Below are 15,747 nucleotides of genomic sequence, written 5' to 3' on the forward strand. Positions count from 1 at the left end.
GGAATGGCCGGCAAGAAGACTGCTCCACTGGATGCGAGGTCTGCGGACAAGCTGTTGGACCTGCTTAGCAGCGACAACGACTTCCGCCGATCCTTCAAGAAGGATCCGCGGGCTGCGATGCAAAAGGCAAAGATCGGCGTCGGCGCGGATCCGGCCCTGATGGCCTCGGTAGCCGCCTGTTGCCAGGTAACACGCATCGCCCCGAAGGCCGATGTCATCAAGGCCCGCGTGCAACTCAGGGAAATGCTGCTTGCCGGCCTTTCGCAGCATCCGATTCAGTTGGATGCCGCCAGCAACGCGTCCCTGCGTACCCGCAAGTAATCTGGCAGCGTCGCAGGATTCCACCGGCGATCGAATACCGCCAGGTCTTTCGTGGCGTCTTCCTTGCGGCCGAGCTGCATCTGCAGTTCGGCCGCACGCAGTTGCGACAAGTTGGTGTCCACTACATTGAGCGACTGCTGGCACCAGCCACAGCCAAGCTCGATGTACGCCCGGCCCCGATGCGTGGAAAGCCATTGGGCCTGCGCGAGCGCCTGCTCGGTCTTTCCCGCCTGGGCATAGGCCTCGAGCAGTGCTACCCGGACCTGGAACCGCTCATCCCCGTCGATGGCGTTTTCCAGGTTCGACAGCGCTTCGGCAGGCTTGCCCGATGAGCGAAGGTCATTGGCGACGAGCACGACCATCATGTCGCGCAGCGAGGGCGCGCCAAGCAACGCTTTTTGAGGCTGCAACCGCCTGGCCACCTCGCGTCCGAGTTCGACGTCACCCATCCGCTGCGCCAGGATGCCGGCGGACGCGGCCAGGTATGCGTCATCAAGGGCGCCTGCAGCGTTTCCCGGTGAATCCACTGCCTTCAAGGCGCTGCGCGCAGTGTCGCGGAGCCTGCGCAGGGACGCATCACGGCTGCCTTGCACCCACTCGCTGACCGCAATGGGGAATGTCGCCGCCCTCGCCCGGAACGAACCCGACTCGACGGCCTTGATGACCGATTCGGCCTCCCGGCGCGCCTGCCTCCATTGGCCCCGGTCCAGATAGACCGCGGCGTGGTTGAAGTCATCGCTTTTCACGTCGGCAGCTGCTTTGGCGAACAAGGCCTCTGCCGCGTCGAACTGCCCTTCGGCCGCATTTGCACTGGCGCCGCGCAGTATCGCCTTGCCAACTCCATCGCCCGTGGCGTGGGCGAATGCCGCCTTGGCCTCGTCGTAGTTCTCCAGCGCGAGCTGGAACTGGCCCACCAGATCGGTGGCAAGCGGCGAGAACTCGTACTGTGCCGCTGACGCCCGCTTTGCGAACACCAGACCTTCGGCAAAGCGATTGCGGGAGAACAGGTCGTACCCGACGTTCGCGGCTGCCGGAAAGAAGTCCGGATACATGGCCGACAGTTCGCGCCATCGATCGAGCGCCTGCAGTGGCGCGTCGACCTGGGCCAGCCAGGCATCCAGATACATGGCATCGCGCGGCGGCAGGTGATCACGCAGCTTCGCCGCCTTGCGAAGATTCGCCACGCCACCGGGCAGATCGTCCAGAGCGTTGTGGGCACGCAGCAGTCCGATATAGGCCAGCGCGAACGACCCATCGAGTTTCACGGCATTGGTGTAGAACCCCTTCGCATCCGCGTACTGCCCGCGCCCGTATGCCTTCTGCCCGAGGGCATAGGCGCGAAGGGCGTCGAGGTCGCCGGTGGTTGCTTCCGGAAGCTTGACGGAATCCTTGTCGATGGAGGCAATCGCCTCACCCAGCTTGCCGCGCAACGTCCGGGTGGCTTCGTCGATCGAGCTGAGGGCCGACTCGGCTCCATTTCCGTCGACGGACTCGGCATAGACGGTGGCCTGGGTGTGGGGATCGATCACCTCCACGCTGACGCGCAGCTTGCCGCCAACTTCCGCAACCGTCGGAAGGATCACGGCCCGGGCGCCATCGCGCATCGCAATCTCGGAGGCGATTGCACGGTCCAGGGGCGTTCCTGGTTGAAGCCTCATGCGCTCAAGCGTGTTCCGTGTCTTCATGTCGCTGAGCACGTTCACATACCGCGACTGTTCCAGACTGATCCGGAATGCCTGCTGCAACGAGTCGTCCAGCACCGTCTGACCGGTGAGGTTGCGCAGGTCCGCCACCACCACCCAGTCGCGCTGGTTGAAAGCGATCGCCGGCGCCGGGCGGGTCATGAACCAGATGCCGATGCCAAACATCGCCACCACGGCCGCCTCGGCCACGAGCGAAGCCGGCCGGCGCCACAGCGGGATGTCGCGCCAGGCCTTGGGCGTATTCGGCGGTGCACGCAGTGGGGCGATGCCCGGCTCGCCGACTTCATAGACGTGCTGGCTTTCGGGCATCCCCTTGAAACGCCAGCGGCCATGCGATTTCCACAACAACTGCTGGCCACGCTCGCCCAGTTCGCGCGAGGCGCGATGGGCCAGCGGTTCGGCCACCGACGACAGCAGGATCTGCCCGGGGCGCGCCATCGACATCAGGCGCGCGGCGGTCGGCTTGGCCAGGCCTTCGACTTCCAGCGGCTTGGCGCCGGCAAGAACGGCTTCGTCGGTGTTGCGCCAGGTCAGGACCTCGCCGACATGCAGGCCGGCGCGTGCCTTGATTTCCTTCCCGAGCGAGGCGCTCATCACTTCCAGCGTGCGGACGTAGTCGAGGGCGAAGCCGAGGCCGTCGATCGGGCGCTCGAACATCAGCAGCAGGCCATCGGAGCGGTCAATCAAGCGCCCGCGCCAGCGCTGCTGGAGATCCAGCACGAGCCGGTCGTGGTCACGGAACAGCGTCGCCGTTGCGACATCGCCGATGCTTTCGACCAGGGCGGTCGAGTCGCACAGGTCGGTCAGCAGCAACGTACGCAGTTGCGGTGAGTCGATCGACGGACGATGGGTCATCTCATTCATCGATGGTGCTTCCCTCTTCGGCCTAGGCCGAGGTCAGTTCCGCATCGTGATCCTGCCATTGCACGCAATTGCCGCCCATGCGCTTGGCCCGGTACAGGCCTTCGTCGGCACGGGCGTACCAGTCATTCCAGTCCTTCGTCGCGTCGACCAGGCAGGCGCCGACACTGAGCGGACACATCAGGGGGGCGCCGTGCACCATCTGCATCAGGCCCTGGGCGGTGGAGACGACGAACTCGGCGAAGCGCATCACCTCTTCGCGGTTGTCGGCCACCATCAGCAGGCAGAACTCGTCGCCACCGAGGCGGCAGGCCAGGTCGTCCGGGCCGGCAAGCGAACGCAGGATGTTGGCCACGCCCTGCAGCACACGGTCGCCGATCAGGTGGCCGTGCTCGTCGTTGACCTGCTTGAAGCGGTCGCAGTCGATCAGCAGCAGGCCCATCGCGTGCGGCATGCCAAGCCGGCGGTACTCCTGCAGGTGCAGGGTCAGGCCGCGGCGGTTGTAGAGGTTGGTCAGCTCGTCGGTGCGGACCAGCTCTTCAGTCTGGTTGAGCTGGTGCGTGGCGGCATGGAGGCTGTCGAGCGCGGACTCGAGTTCCTCGTTGCGGCGACGCAGGCGGCGGATCAGGCTCTGTTCGTTGAGCACCACGCGCAGGATCGCGCGACGCAGGAAATATGACACCAGGCCCGGGTCGCATTCGACCAGTCGCTGGAACTCCTCGTGGCGCAATTCGATCAGCAGGCCGTCGCTGGCGGCGACGGCGTCGGCGCTGCGGACGTGGTCGCCGATCAGCAGTCCCAGTTCGCCGAAGAATTCGCAGGGACCCAGGCGCTTGCCGACGAGGTCCTCGCCGAAGTCGAGGTCGATGACACCGCGCGCGATCACGAACATGGTCGTGCCCAGCTCGCCGCGGCGGAACAGCACCTGGCCTGCCTCGATGCGCCGCGAACGGCCAATCTCGGCAAACAATTCGTATTCCGAATCGGTGAGCACCGCCGTCGCCACATCCGCCGACGCCGTGCTGGGAGTGCCTGCGATGATGGTCTCGCGGCTGTGTACCAACGCCGCGTTTTCGCGATTCATCCCACGACCCCGGTCCGTGGTGAAGGTGGAGAATAGCACCTGAACACGGTAAACAACGGTGAAAAGGGGGGTTGGAGGACGCCTGCCCAAGGGTCTTGGCAGGGGTTTTCGGCGCGAAGCTGAGCAGGGCTTGATGTGCGCAGGAAGGCCTCAAAGCAGGCTTTTCCGGGCCCTCCCCTTTGCCGGGAAAAAGGGAGGGCGCCAAAACCGAGACTTTTTCTCAGGCGGCCGCGGCGCGCTTTTCGTGGAACTGCTCTTCCTCGGTCGAGCCCTTCAGCGCCACCGTCGAGGACTTGCCGCCCTGGATGGTCTGGGTCACCGCATCGAAGTAGCCCGTGCCGACTTCGCGCTGGTGCTTGACCGCGGTGAAGCCCTTCTCGGCAGCCGCGAACTCGGCTTCCTGCAGCTCGACGAATGCGCTCATCTGGCGACGGGCGTAACCGTGGGCGAGGTTGAACATGCCGTAGTTGAGGCTGTGGAAGCCGGCCAGGGTGATGAACTGGAACTTGTAGCCGTAGCTGGCGATTTCCTTCTGGAACTTCGCGATCGTGGCGTCGTCGAGGTTCTTCTTCCAGTTGAAGCTGGGCGAGCAGTTGTAGGCCAGCAGCTTGCCGGGGAACTTGGCATGGATGGCTTCTGCGAACTTGCGCGCGAACTCCAGGTCCGGCTTGCCGGTTTCGCACCACACCAGGTCGGCGTACGGCGCGTAGGCGAGGCCGCGGCTGATCGCCTGGTCCAGGCCATTACGGGTCTTGAAGAAGCCTTCGACGGTGCGCTCGCCGGTGATGAAGGGCGCGTCGTTCGGATCGATGTCGGAGGTGATGAGGTCGGCGGCTTCGGCGTCGGTGCGGGCGACGATCAGCGTCGGCACGCCCATGACGTCGGCTGCCAGGCGCGCGGCGACCAGCTTCTCGACCGCTTCGCGCGTCGGCACCAGCACCTTGCCGCCCATGTGGCCGCACTTCTTGACGCTGGCCAGCTGGTCTTCGAAGTGCACGCCGGAGGCGCCCGCCTCGATCATGCCCTTCATCAGCTCGAAGGCATTGAGCACGCCACCGAAGCCGGCCTCGGCGTCGGCCACGATCGGCTGCAGGAAGTCGATGTCGCCGCTGCCTTCGGCGCACTGGATCTGGTCGGCGCGCAGCAGCGTGTTGTTGATGCGGCGCACGACCTGCGGCACCGAGTTGGCCGGGTACAGCGACTGGTCGGGGTACATCTCGCCGGCGATGTTGGCATCGGCGGCGACCTGCCAGCCCGACAGGTAGATGGCCTTGAGGCCGGCCTTGACCTGCTGCATCGCCTGGTTGCCGGTCAGCGCGCCGAGCGCGTTGACGAACGGTTCGCTGTGCAGCGAGGCCCACAGCTTGTTGGCACCGAGCTTGGCGATGGTGTGCTCGACCGGCACGGTGCCGCGCAGGCGCACGACATCCTGGGCGCAATACGGGCGGTCAATGCCGGCCCAGCGCGGGTTGGTGGCCCAGTCGTGGCGGAGTTGTTCGGCGGTGTGCAGTGCGGTGGTCATGGCGGTGCCCTCTGCTTCTTTTTCTGGAGCCCTCCGCTTCAAGGGGAGGGTTGGGTGGGGATGGGTTCGCGTCAGTCGAGTCGGCCGTAGGCCGGCAGGGTGAGAAAGTCCTCCAGCACATCGGCGTGGGTGAGGCGGTCGAGCACGCCGATCGCTTCGTTGATGCGACTGGCGCCGGGCAGGCGTGCGCGGTCGCCGAGGCGGCCGGGCAGGTTGAGGAAGGCGCGTTCGAGCAGGGCGAAGTCGACGGGCGTGCCGTCGTCCAGGTGCAGGCTGTCCCCGGGAGGCACCCGGCCGACCGGCTGATCGGCGTGATGCAGCCATTGCCACAGCTGGGTGCGGGCGATCTCTGCAGTCGCCGCGTCTTCCATCAGCCAGTGGATCGGCACGCAGCCATTGCCGTCGAGCCAGGCGGCGAGGTAGCGCACGCACACTTCCACGTTGCCCTCGAAACCGGCGCGGCTGATCGTGCCCAGCGACGGCTTGATCAGGTCGTCGCGGGTGGCCCACACGTCTTCGCGCAGCACGTGGCGCTGGTTGGGCGTGGGCATGCGCTCGTCGAAGATCTCGCGTGCCAGCGGGATCAGCGCCGGATGCGCGACCCAGGTGCCGTCGTGGCCGGCAGTGACTTCGCGCAGTTTGTCTGCGCGCACCTTGGCCATCGCGATTTCGTTCGCAGCCTCGTCGCCGCTGATCGGGATCTGCGCGGCCATGCCGCCCATCGCATGGGCACCGCGCTTGTGGCAGGTCTGGATCAGCAGTTCCGAGTAGGCCTTGAGGAACGGCTGGGTCATCGTGACCTGGGCACGCTCGGGCAACACCTTGTCGCGATGGCGGCGGAACGTCTTGATGTACGAGAACACGTAATCCCAGCGGCCGCAGTTGAGGCCGGCGACGCGCGTGCGCAGAGCATGCAGGATCTCGTCCATCTCGAACACCGCCGGCAGCGTCTCGATCAGCACGGTGACCTTGATCTGCCCCGGCGGCAGGCGCAGCTCGCGCTCGACATGGTCGATCACGTCGTTCCAGAGCTGCGCCTCTTCCATCGACTGCAGCTTGGGCAGGTAGAAATAGGGTCCGCGATCCTTCGCGGCGAGCACGTCCGAGTTGTGGAAAGCGAACAGGCCCAGGTCGAACAGGCTGGCCGACATCGGCTCGCCGTCGATGCGGACGTGCTTTTCGTCGAGGTGCCAGCCGCGCGGGCGCACCATCAACACCGCCTGCTCCTCGAACGGACGCAGGGTGTAGTGCTTGCCGGTGCTGCCGTCGGCGCCCTGGGCGGTGAACTCGAGAGTGCCGGCAACGGCGCCGATCAGCGCGCGCTGGCCGGCGATCAGGTTGTCCCAGGTCGGCGAGGTGCTGTCCTCGAAGTCGGCCATGTAGACCTTCGCGCCGGAGTTGAGCGCGTTGATGACCATCTTCGGTTCGACCGGACCGGTGATCTCGACGCGGCGGTCGAGCAGCGCCTGCGGCAGCGGTGCCACCGTCCAGTTGCCGTTGCGGATGGCGACGGTGTCGGCCCGGAAGTCGGGCAGGCCGCCGGCATCGAAGTGCGCCTGATGGGCGAGGCGGGCGTCGAGGCGGACCTGGCGGGCCGTTTCGAAACGGCGGTGCAGCCCGGCGAGGAACCGGAGCGCGGCAGGGGTCAGTACCTGGTCCTGGCCCTCGGCCTGGGCCAGGACTTCAATATTGCCTTCGATGCCCCCCTGGGTATCGCCGTCTTGCCGCTTGGCCATCACTGCCGACATGCCTGTAACTCCGTGGTCACCTTGGAGAGTCACCATGCGGCGGCGTGTGTTATTTGACAATCAAGATTTTTCAATGCTAATCATTACTTTCCTTAATACGCATTGAAACCAATGGCCACCCAGCCGCCTTCCACCCCACGGTTCGCCTACAAGGGGGACCGGCTCAAGCCCCTTCGTGCGTTCTGCCAGACGGCCCGCCTGGGCTCGGTCTCAAGGGCGGCCGAGGCGCTGTACCTCAGCCAGCCCGCGGTCACGCTGCAATTGCAGGCGCTGGAGCGGGAGCTGGGGGTGCGTCTGCTCGAGCGCAGCGGCCGCCGGATCACCCTGACCCGCGAGGGCCAGGAGCTCTACGAGCTGGCCAGGCCGCTGGTGGAGGGCCTGGACGCGCTGGATTCGGTGTTCCGGGAGAAGATCCGCGGCTTGGATGCCGGCGAGCTCAATGTCGCGGCCGGCAGTTCGACCATCCTCTATCTGCTGCCGCGGATCGTCGAAGCCTTCCGCGCCGCCCATCCGGAGGTGAGGCTGACGCTGCACAACGTCACCGGCGCCGGCGGCCTCGACCTGCTGCGCTCGGACGGGGTCGACCTGGCCGTGGGTTCGATGCTCGACGTTCCGGCCGACCTGAGTTACGAGCCGGTCTACCGGTTCGAGCCGATGCTGATCACGCCGCGCGACCACCCCCTGGCGCGCAAGGAGGACCTGCACCTGCAGGACCTGTCGCCGTATGGCCTGATCCTGCCGCCGCAGCGGCTGACCACCTACCGCCTGATCGACCTGGTGTTCCAGCAGAACCGGGTGCCGTACACGGTGGCGCTGGAGGTCGGCGGCTGGGAGGTCATCAAGCAGTACGTTGCGATGGGCCTGGGCATCAGCATCGTCACCGCGATCTGCCTGACCGAAGCCGACCGCGAGCGGCTGTCGGCGCGGTCGCTGGCGGAGTACTTCCCGTCTCGGACCTATGGGGTCGTGGTCCGTAAGGGCAAATATTTATCGCCACAGGCCCGGGCATTTACAGAATTAATAAAGCCGGCGCTGTTCGAGCGCGGCGACTACTACTCGACCGGGCAGTCTGAACGCTGACCGTTCCCTCCCCTGCAAAACCGGGGGAGGAGACCCTCACGCGTCGTGGTTCTTGCCCTTCGACACGCCCCGGTACCAGTTGCGGATGCGGTTGGCGTCGCTGTCGTAGTCCTCGCCCAGGTCGAACGGCGGACCGATGCCGATGACCTTCTGGCCGTAATGGAAATAGGCCGGCACCACCGGCACCGCGGCGGCCTTGGCGATCCGCCAGAAGCCGGGCTTCCACCGCTCCACCACCCTGCGCGTGCCTTCCGGCGCCAGCGCATACCAGAGCTTGTCGGCCTCGCGGATCATCCGCGCCGCCTGCTCGACCACGCCATGGGCGGCCTTGCGATCGACCGGAATGACGCCGAGGTGGCGCATCAGGGCGCCCATCACCGGCAGCTTGAACAGCGAATCCTTGCCCAGCACTTTCAGGTCCAGGCCCATCGCCATCTTCGCGGCGAAGCCCCAGATGCCATCCCAGTTGGACGAATGCGGCGCGCCGATCAGGACCAGGCGCGGGATGTCGGGGAACGCACCGACCATGCGCCAGCCGCCGGCGCGAAGGATGGCGCGGCCGAGCCAACGGGTGAAGGCATTGGGTTTGACCCGCGGCGCGCTCGGCGGCAGCGTCAACACCCGTTGGTCGTCAGTCTCGGCCATTGGCCCCTCGATGGTCGTGCGCTTTCATTGTGCGGTGTGGTCGTCAGTCCCATTCGCGAACGACGCGGCCACGTTTGATCGTACCGCGTTCACGCTTGCCGCTCAGCCGCCGCTCCTTCGACGCCCGGGTCGGCCGGGTCGCCACGCGCGGGGTCGGCGCAACCAGCCCGGTGGCGATGAAGGCCGCCAGGCGTTCGCGCGCATCCTCGCGATTGCGGTCCTGGGTGCGGAAGCGCTGGGCGCTGATCACCAGCACGCCCTCGTCAGTGATGCGACGGTCGCGCTTGGCCAGCAGCCGCGCGCGCACCGGCTCGGGCAGCGACGGCGAGCCGGCCAGGTCGAAGCGCAACTCGACCGCGGTGGCGACCTTGTTGACGTTCTGCCCGCCCGGGCCGGACGAGCGCACGAAACGCTCGACCAGCTCGTCGTCGGGGATGGCCAGGTTGTCGCTGATCTGGAGCATGGCGAGACTTTAGCGATCCGCGGTGAATACCGCAGCTGTGTCGCCTGCATCGCCGAACAGGGCCAGTGCCCTGGCGAACTCCGCGTCCGGCGGTGCGATCACTTCGATACGTCGCCCGTCGAGCGGATGCGCGAACGCCAGCCGGCGCGCGTGCAGCAGCATGCGATGGATGCCGAGCATGCGGAACTGGCGGTTGTGGCGGCCGTCACCGTGGCTGGTGTCGCCGATCATGTGGTGCGAGAGGTGCTTGAGGTGGCGGCGGATCTGGCGGAAGCGCCCGGTTTCCGGTTGCGCGCACAGCAATGCGTAACGCGACGTCGGGAAGTTGGCCGACGGCAGTTCCAGCTCGGTTGTCGCCAGGCGCGTGAAGCGGGTGATCGCCGGCTTCTTGAGCGGCTTGCCCGGACCGCCATCGAGCGGATAGTCGACGACGAAGCGTTCCTCTGGCCAGCCGCGGCAGATGGCCCAGTAGTCCTTCTCGACCTCGCGCGACATCAGCACCTTGCCCAGCGCCGACGCGCTGTCGCGATCGAAGGCCAGCAGCAGGCAGCCGCTGGTCGCACGATCGAGGCGATGCACCAGGAAGATCGGCTTGCCGAACTGCTCGCGCAGCCGGTCGGCGGCGAAGTCGGTCTCGCCGCGCGCCAGGGCGCTGTCGTGGACCATCAGGCCGGCGGGTTTGTTGACCACGGCCAGCTGGTCGTCGACATGGAGGATGTCGAGGGCTGCGGGCTCTCCCTCCTCCGAATCGAGGAGAGGGTTGGGGAGGGGTGAAGCAGTCACAGATCAGGTCTCTCGTTCAAGCGACCTCCCCCTGCATTCGCAGAGGGAGGAGCAGAGCTAGCTGCGGCGGGGCCAGGCGGCCAGCAGTGCCCAGATGCCGCCGAGGCCGGCGATCCACGCCGCCGCCGGGATCGACCACAGGCTCGGGCCACCGGCTTCCAGTCCGTACAGCACCGTGGCGCAGATGAGCAGGCCGACACCGAGCACGGCGGCGACAGTGCGGCGCTGGGCCGAACGGATCGAGCGGTTGAGCTCGGCGAGGTCGCGCGAATGCAGGTGCAACTCGGACTTGCCTTCGACCTGCTGGGTCAGCCAGGCGTGCAGCAGGCGCGGCATCTCCGGCGCGTGCGTGACCAGCTCCGGCAGGCGCTTGCGGAACTCGCTGGCCAGGCGCTGCGGGCTGTAGCGCTCGACCAGGATCTTGGTCAGTACCGGCCGCGCCACCGCCCAGATGTCGAGCTTGGGATCGAGCAGGCGACCGACGCCTTCGATATTCAGCAGGGTCTTCTGCAGCAGGATCAGCTGCGGCTGCAGCGTCAGCTCGTAGCGCTGCGCGGTGCGAAACAGCTTGAGCAGCACCTCGGCCAGCGAGATCTCGCTCAAAGGCCGGGTGAAGTACGGCTCGCACACCGCGCGCGCGGCCGCTTCGAGCTCGTCGATGCGGATGTGCGCGGGCATCCAGCCGGCGCGCACGTGCAGCTCGGCGATGCGGCGGTAGTCGCGGTTGAAGATCGCCATGAAGTTCTCGGCGAGGTAGTACTGATCCTCGTCCGACAGCTGGCCCATGATGCCGAAGTCGAGCGCGATGAAACGCGGGTTGTTGCGCCGGTCCGGATCGCTGTCGACCCAGATGTTGCCGGCGTGGGCATCGGCATGGAAGAAGTTGTCGCGGAACACCTGCGTGTAGAACACGCGCACGCCCTTGGCGGCGAGCGCATGGCGGTCGATGCCGGCCGCGTCGAGCGCTTCGATGTCGTCCGACGGGATGCCGCGCACGCGCTCCAGGGTCAGCGCGCGCTCGGCGGTGTGCGACCAGATCACCTCGGGCACGTACAGGTCGTCGCTGTCGGCCCAGAACCGGCGCAGCACGCTGGCGTTGGCGCCTTCGCGCTGCAGGTCGAGTTCGGCCGCCAGCGTGTTCTCGATCTCTTCGACAATGGCGCGCGGGCGGATCTTGTCGGCGCTGGGATGGGTGCGATCGACGATTCCGGCCACGGCCTTGAGCAGGGCGATGTCGCCGCTGATCTGCTTTTCGATGTTCGGCCGCAGCACCTTGACCACGACTTCGCGCGACACGCCATTCGCATCCGGCGGCAAGGTCGCCGCATGCACCTGGGCGATCGACGCCGAGGCCAGCGGGCAGGTGTCGAACTGGGCGAAGGCTTCGCTGACCGGACGCTCCAGCGCGCGCTCGACGATCAGGCGCGCGGCCTCGCCATCGAACGGGGCAACGCGGTCCTGCAACAACGCCAGTTCCTGGGCGACGTCCGGCGGCACCAGGTCGCGGCGCGTCGACAGGATCTGCCCGAACTTGACGAAGATCGGCCCCAGTTCCTGCAGCGCCAGGCGCAGGCGCGCACCGCGGGGCTGTGCCGCTATTTCGCTGGAGGCACGCGGCACGAACGGCCGGGCCAGCTTGAGCCAGGGTTCGACCGGGGTGTCGTCGAGCAGATCATCGAGGCGGTAGCGCAGCAGCACGCGGCCGATGCGCCAGGCACGGAACACAGGCTTCATGCGCCGCCCCCGGCTCGCACCCGCAGGCGGCCCACGCGCGCGGCCAGGCGTTCGACGTCATCACGCAGCGTGTCGACGTCGTCGTGGAAGGCATTGAGCTCCTCGCGCGGGATCACGTCGCGCGATTCCTCGGTCACGTACTCGGCGGCGTTGCCGGCGAATGCGCCGGCGGCACCGCGGGCGTGGCGCAGGCCGGCGGCGAACGAGCTGGCGATCTGCACGCCGAGGACCTCACCGAAGACGCGCACGAACGGCTGCTGCCAGTCCGGATCGAAACGTTCGGCCAGGCGCTGCAACCGGCGCGCCAGCTCGGCATCGCCTTCGATGCGCAGCTTGCCCACCGGCGGCGCGTCGTCGTTGCGCAGGAACGGCAGCTGCGACAGCAGTCCGCCCAGGGTGCTGCGGACCGACAGGTCCGGTTCGCCCTCGCCTTCGATCGGACCCACCTCGAGCCGCTCGCCCGCCACCCGCACCTGCAGCGCCAGCGGTGGCGAGGCCACGCGCAGGGCGACTCGGCGCCCGTCGAGCGTGCGCAGTCCGTCGCGGGTGTCGGGGTCCAGTGCCAGCGCGCGGTTGAGCGCGGCCTCCAGGGCACGCCCGGCAATAGGCTTGAGCGCGGCCAACGCCGATGGAGCCGACTGTGAGGGAGATGGGTCTGTCATCCCGTCATTGTAGCCCTGCCCCTGCGGTCCCCAGCGCCGGACGACCCTTGCCCTGGCCGTCCGGCGCCACTAGCGGCCACCGGATCGCGGTGCGCGCCGGTGGCGCGCGATCAGACGCGTCTGCCGCGCAGCATCGAGACGACAGCCAGGATCAGGAAGACGACAAAGAGGATCCAGGCGATGTTGCTGGCCGTGCCGGCGATGCCGGTAAAGCCCAGCACAGCGGCAATGATCGCGATGACGAAGAACACCACTGCGTAGTGCAGCATCGGAAACCTCCGGCGCGTCGCGCCTGATGGGTGTGCTCCGATCCTGCATAGGCATTCGTTTTCAGTGGGTGACGGCGGTGTGTTCCGTCCATGCGGCCTTCAGCCGGGTGAGCCCCTCGTGAATGCTCACGCGCGGCACGTAGCCGAAGTCGCGCTTGGCCGGCGCCATGTCGTACCAGTGCGTCGTGCTCAACTGCTCGGCGAGGAAGCGCGTCATCGGCGGCTCGCCCTTCAGTGGCAGCGCATGCCACAGGCCTTCGCACACCACGCCCGCGACATAGGCGGCGCGGAACGGAATGGTCCGGGTCACCAGCGGCGCGCCGGCGGCCTCCAGCAGGCCGTTGACGATCTCGCGCACGGTCCGCGGTTCGCCGTTGCTGATGAAGTAGGGACGCCCGGCGCAGGCCGCGCCCGGGGCGAGATGATCGAAGGCATCGAGATGCGCTTGCGCGGCGTTGTCGACATACGTGGTGTCGATTCGGTTCTCGCCGTCGCCGACGAATCGCAGGCGCCCGGCCTTGGCGCGTTCGACCAGGCGCGGCAGCAACTGGTTGTCGCCCACGCCCCAGATCAGGCGCGGACGCAGCGCGATGGTGGCCAGCGAGGTGTCGTTGGCGGCGATCACGGCGCGCTCGGCGATCTGTTTGGTCGCTGCGTAGGGCGCCTTGAGGTGATCACCGTAAGGCACGTTCTGCGCCGTGCCGCCTTCGACCGGATGGGTGGCGCGATGGGTGACGCTCGGCGTGGACGTGTAGACCAGGCGTCCGATGCCGTGCGCGCGGCAGGCGGCGATGACGTTGTCGGTGCCCACCACATTGGCCAGGTGGTAGCTCTCGTAGCTGCCCCAGGCGCCGGCCTTGGCGGCGTTGTGGAACACCGCATCGCAACCGCGTGCGGCAGAGACGATCGCATCGCGCTGGGCGAGGTCGCCCTGCACCTGGGCCACGCCGATCGCATCGAGCGCCTCGTAGCGGCCGCGGTTGAAACTCACCACTTCGAATCCGCGCCCGCGCAGGCCGCGGCACAGCGCCTGCCCGAGGAAGCCACCGCCGCCGGTTACCAGAATCTTCATCCATGTCGCCTTTGCCGCGCGCGGCGTTGCCACTGTCTGGGTGGAATATCGTTGATTACATCATCCAGGCGAAGCAGCACGTCACGATTTCGGTAACGGATGCGCACATGGCTGCTCGCTCCCAGCTGGCAAGGTCTAGCGGCTGGACTTCGCCGCGGCCCACACCGCCAGCTTCTCGCGGCCGATCTTGGCGTTGTGGCGGATATCCACCGGAAACTTGGGATGCAGCGCGAACTGGTTGATCCCGGCCGTATGCCGCTGGGCCTGCCCCAGCGCGCGCAGCTCGCGCTCGATTCGCGGCCACTGCCCGGCATCCACGCCGGGTTGCAACTCCACGCACAGCACCGGCCGCTGTGATCCCTGCACTCCGATCCCGATCAGCGCCGTGCGCCGCACCTCTCGATGCGTGTTGAACACCGGCTCGACCTGCTCGGTGTACAGCGGACCCTGCGCGGTCTCGACCCGGTGCGACTTGCGCCCGCAGAACCACAACCGCCCCTGCGCATCGAGGTAACCGACATCGCCCATCCGGTGCACGATGCGCTCGCTTGCGTCGGCGAGCGCCTCGCGGATCTTGGCCAGGCGGGTCTGCGCCTCGCGGTTGAAGTACTGGTCGGTGACGCTGGGACCGGCCACGGAGATTTCGCCGACGACGCCGGCCGCGACTTCCAGACCAGGCGACCACTGCGCGATCGCGTCGTCGCTGATGGCGATGATGCGGACCTCGTTCGGCGCGACCGCGCGGCCGACGCAGGTGCCGGCACCGGCTTCGGTCGCCGCGCGCGTCGCCTGCAGCTCGCGCCCTTCGATGACGGCCACGGGCAGGCACTCGGTGGCGCCGTATGGCGTCCAGAACTGCGCGTCTGCCGGCAGCAGCTCGCGCATCCTGGCGACCACGTCGGCCGGCACCGGTGCGCCGGCGGACGTCACCCGCTTCACCGTCGGCAGCGCCGCGCCATGACCGGCGAGCACGGCCATCAGCGCCGGCGAACCGAACAGCTGGTCGACGCCGAAGCGGGCGATGGCGTCGTGCAGCTTGCGCGGGTCGGCCAAGGCCGGCTTGGTCGGGTCCATGTCGGGGATGATCGAGGTCAGCCCCAGCGCCGGATCGAACAGCGCGAACGGCGGGAAGGTCGGCAGGTCGATGCCGCCGGCACCGATGCCGAAGGCGTCGCGCAGCATCGCGATCTGGGCGACGAAGTGGCGGTGGCGGTAGACCACGCCCTTGGGAATGCCGGTCGAGCCGCTGGTGAAGAGGATCGCGGCCACGTCGTCGGGCTCGGTCGCGGCCAGTTGCGACCCCGCGCCGGCACCTTCGGCCTCGACCCGGGCAAGCGTGGCGTCGGCCAGCCAGGCGTGGCGGCCGGTGGTGATGCGCACCTGCGCCGACCGCGCCCAGCCCAGCAGCACCCGCGCCACCTGCGCCAGCGGTATGCCGATGAACGCCTCCGGCCGGGCTTCGTCCAGGCACTGCCGCAGCGCGCGCCGGTCGATGCCGGGGTCGACCAGCACCGGCACGGCGCCGGCCTTGAACAGGGCGAACATCAGCAGGAAGAACTCCGGCGACGGCCGGACCATCACCACCGTGCGTGTGCCGCGGACGATGCCGCGCCGGCCCAGGCCGGCGGCGATCGCATCGCTGCGGGCGTCCAGCTCCCGGTAGGTCAGGGTCTGGTCGAAGCGCGCCAGGCCGTCCGGACCGCGGCTGCCGGGGCAGCGCATTGCAACCCGGTCGGGGAATTGCGCGGCCAGGCCGGGCAGCGAGGAGGCGATGTTGCAGGGGGTGCTCATCCGTTCATT

The 15,747-nt window shown here is 67.7% G+C and carries 14 protein-coding genes; 2 read left to right on the plus strand and 12 right to left on the minus strand.

The window, feature by feature from the left end; all coding sequences use genetic code 11:
• Nucleotides 1-3: 3 nt before the first annotated feature.
• Entirely contained in the window at nt 4-321 is a 318-nt protein-coding gene (locus tag MNR01_RS10040; protein ID WP_241917673.1) for an NHLP-related RiPP peptide, read from the plus strand.
• Here the strand turns inward: MNR01_RS10040 and MNR01_RS10045 are convergent.
• The 4 genes from MNR01_RS10045 to aceB all read right to left on the minus strand — a co-directional run bounded on the left by MNR01_RS10045 (nt 276) and on the right by aceB (nt 7,239).
• Nucleotides 276-2,888, minus strand: coding sequence for a putative peptide modification system cyclase (locus MNR01_RS10045; RefSeq protein ID WP_241917674.1), 2,613 nt, complete (start codon nt 2,886-2,888; stop codon nt 276-278). The two genes, MNR01_RS10040 and MNR01_RS10045, sit on opposite strands and share 46 nt — an antisense overlap.
• Before the next feature lie 22 nt (nt 2,889-2,910).
• Complete coding sequence (locus MNR01_RS10050; RefSeq protein WP_241917675.1) at nt 2,911-3,969, minus strand: GGDEF domain-containing protein; 1,059 nt, start codon at nt 3,967-3,969, stop codon at nt 2,911-2,913.
• A gap of 220 nt (nt 3,970-4,189) precedes the next feature.
• Nucleotides 4,190-5,491 (minus strand): isocitrate lyase, encoded by a 1,302-nt coding sequence (gene aceA / locus MNR01_RS10055; protein WP_241917676.1) that lies wholly within the window; start codon nt 5,489-5,491, stop codon nt 4,190-4,192.
• A 71-nt stretch (nt 5,492-5,562) separates the two neighbouring features.
• Nucleotides 5,563-7,239 carry a malate synthase A gene (gene aceB, locus MNR01_RS10060; RefSeq protein WP_241917677.1) on the minus strand — a complete coding sequence of 559 codons (1,677 nt, stop codon included), beginning with the start codon at nt 7,237-7,239 and terminating at the stop codon, nt 5,563-5,565.
• 111 nt (nt 7,240-7,350) lie between these two features.
• On the opposite strand from aceB, the gene MNR01_RS10065 reads away from it, so the two are divergent.
• Nucleotides 7,351-8,319 (plus strand): LysR family transcriptional regulator, encoded by a 969-nt coding sequence (locus tag MNR01_RS10065; RefSeq protein ID WP_241917678.1) that lies wholly within the window; start codon nt 7,351-7,353, stop codon nt 8,317-8,319.
• Between the two features lie 36 nt (nt 8,320-8,355).
• Here MNR01_RS10065 and MNR01_RS10070 read toward each other — a convergent pair whose 3' ends face one another.
• The 8 genes from MNR01_RS10070 to oleC form a co-directional block, all read right to left on the minus strand.
• Nucleotides 8,356-8,964 (minus strand): 1-acyl-sn-glycerol-3-phosphate acyltransferase, encoded by a 609-nt coding sequence (locus MNR01_RS10070; RefSeq protein ID WP_241917679.1) that lies wholly within the window; start codon nt 8,962-8,964, stop codon nt 8,356-8,358.
• 43 nt (nt 8,965-9,007) lie between these two features.
• Nucleotides 9,008-9,427, minus strand: a complete 420-nt coding sequence (arfB, locus tag MNR01_RS10075) for an alternative ribosome rescue aminoacyl-tRNA hydrolase ArfB (RefSeq protein WP_241917680.1) — start codon at nt 9,425-9,427, stop codon at nt 9,008-9,010.
• Nucleotides 9,428-9,436: 9 nt separating this feature from the next.
• The gene (locus MNR01_RS10080; RefSeq protein WP_241917681.1) at nt 9,437-10,210 is read right to left on the minus strand and encodes a pseudouridine synthase; all 774 of its coding nucleotides are present in this window, start codon (nt 10,208-10,210) and stop codon (nt 9,437-9,439) included.
• A 57-nt stretch (nt 10,211-10,267) separates the two neighbouring features.
• A complete protein-coding gene (ubiB, locus tag MNR01_RS10085) occupies nt 10,268-11,944 on the minus strand; it encodes a ubiquinone biosynthesis regulatory protein kinase UbiB (protein ID WP_241917682.1) in 1,677 nt (558 codons plus the stop codon).
• On the minus strand, nt 11,941-12,606 hold the full coding sequence (locus MNR01_RS10090) for an SCP2 sterol-binding domain-containing protein (RefSeq protein ID WP_241917683.1): 666 nt from the start codon (nt 12,604-12,606) through the stop codon (nt 11,941-11,943). Before MNR01_RS10090 ends, ubiB begins: the two co-directional genes overlap by 4 nt.
• A gap of 110 nt (nt 12,607-12,716) precedes the next feature.
• On the minus strand, nt 12,717-12,875 hold the full coding sequence (locus MNR01_RS10095) for a DUF1328 domain-containing protein (protein ID WP_241917684.1): 159 nt from the start codon (nt 12,873-12,875) through the stop codon (nt 12,717-12,719).
• Nucleotides 12,876-12,936: 61 nt separating this feature from the next.
• Nucleotides 12,937-13,947, minus strand: a complete 1,011-nt coding sequence (gene oleD, locus MNR01_RS10100; protein ID WP_241917685.1) for a 2-alkyl-3-oxoalkanoate reductase — start codon at nt 13,945-13,947, stop codon at nt 12,937-12,939.
• Nucleotides 13,948-14,082: 135 nt separating this feature from the next.
• The gene (gene oleC / locus MNR01_RS10105; RefSeq protein WP_241917686.1) at nt 14,083-15,738 is read right to left on the minus strand and encodes an olefin beta-lactone synthetase; all 1,656 of its coding nucleotides are present in this window, start codon (nt 15,736-15,738) and stop codon (nt 14,083-14,085) included.
• Between the last annotated feature and the right edge of the window lie 9 nt (nt 15,739-15,747).

This window comes from Lysobacter sp. S4-A87 (assembly GCF_022637455.1).
Lineage (GTDB): Bacteria > Pseudomonadota > Gammaproteobacteria > Xanthomonadales > Xanthomonadaceae > Lysobacter_J.

What these genes read in the sequence shown, in the direction of transcription:
- MNR01_RS10040 (WP_241917673.1), top strand. Translation starts at nt 4, where the DNA reads ATGGCCGGCAAGAAGACTGCTCCACTGGATGCGAGGTCTGCGGACAAG.
- MNR01_RS10045 (WP_241917674.1), bottom strand. Translation starts at nt 2,888, where the DNA reads ATGAATGAGATGACCCATCGTCCGTCGATCGACTCACCGCAACTGCGT.
- MNR01_RS10050 (WP_241917675.1), bottom strand. Translation starts at nt 3,969, where the DNA reads ATGAATCGCGAAAACGCGGCGTTGGTACACAGCCGCGAGACCATCATC.
- aceA (WP_241917676.1), bottom strand. Translation starts at nt 5,491, where the DNA reads ATGACCACCGCACTGCACACCGCCGAACAACTCCGCCACGACTGGGCC.
- aceB (WP_241917677.1), bottom strand. Translation starts at nt 7,239, where the DNA reads ATGTCGGCAGTGATGGCCAAGCGGCAAGACGGCGATACCCAGGGGGGC.
- MNR01_RS10065 (WP_241917678.1), top strand. Translation starts at nt 7,351, where the DNA reads ATGGCCACCCAGCCGCCTTCCACCCCACGGTTCGCCTACAAGGGGGAC.
- MNR01_RS10070 (WP_241917679.1), bottom strand. Translation starts at nt 8,964, where the DNA reads ATGGCCGAGACTGACGACCAACGGGTGTTGACGCTGCCGCCGAGCGCG.
- arfB (WP_241917680.1), bottom strand. Translation starts at nt 9,427, where the DNA reads ATGCTCCAGATCAGCGACAACCTGGCCATCCCCGACGACGAGCTGGTC.
- ubiB (WP_241917682.1), bottom strand. Translation starts at nt 11,944, where the DNA reads ATGAAGCCTGTGTTCCGTGCCTGGCGCATCGGCCGCGTGCTGCTGCGC.
- MNR01_RS10090 (WP_241917683.1), bottom strand. Translation starts at nt 12,606, where the DNA reads ATGACAGACCCATCTCCCTCACAGTCGGCTCCATCGGCGTTGGCCGCG.
- MNR01_RS10095 (WP_241917684.1), bottom strand. Translation starts at nt 12,875, where the DNA reads ATGCTGCACTACGCAGTGGTGTTCTTCGTCATCGCGATCATTGCCGCT.
- oleD (WP_241917685.1), bottom strand. Translation starts at nt 13,947, where the DNA reads ATGAAGATTCTGGTAACCGGCGGCGGTGGCTTCCTCGGGCAGGCGCTG.
- oleC (WP_241917686.1), bottom strand. Translation starts at nt 15,738, where the DNA reads ATGAGCACCCCCTGCAACATCGCCTCCTCGCTGCCCGGCCTGGCCGCG.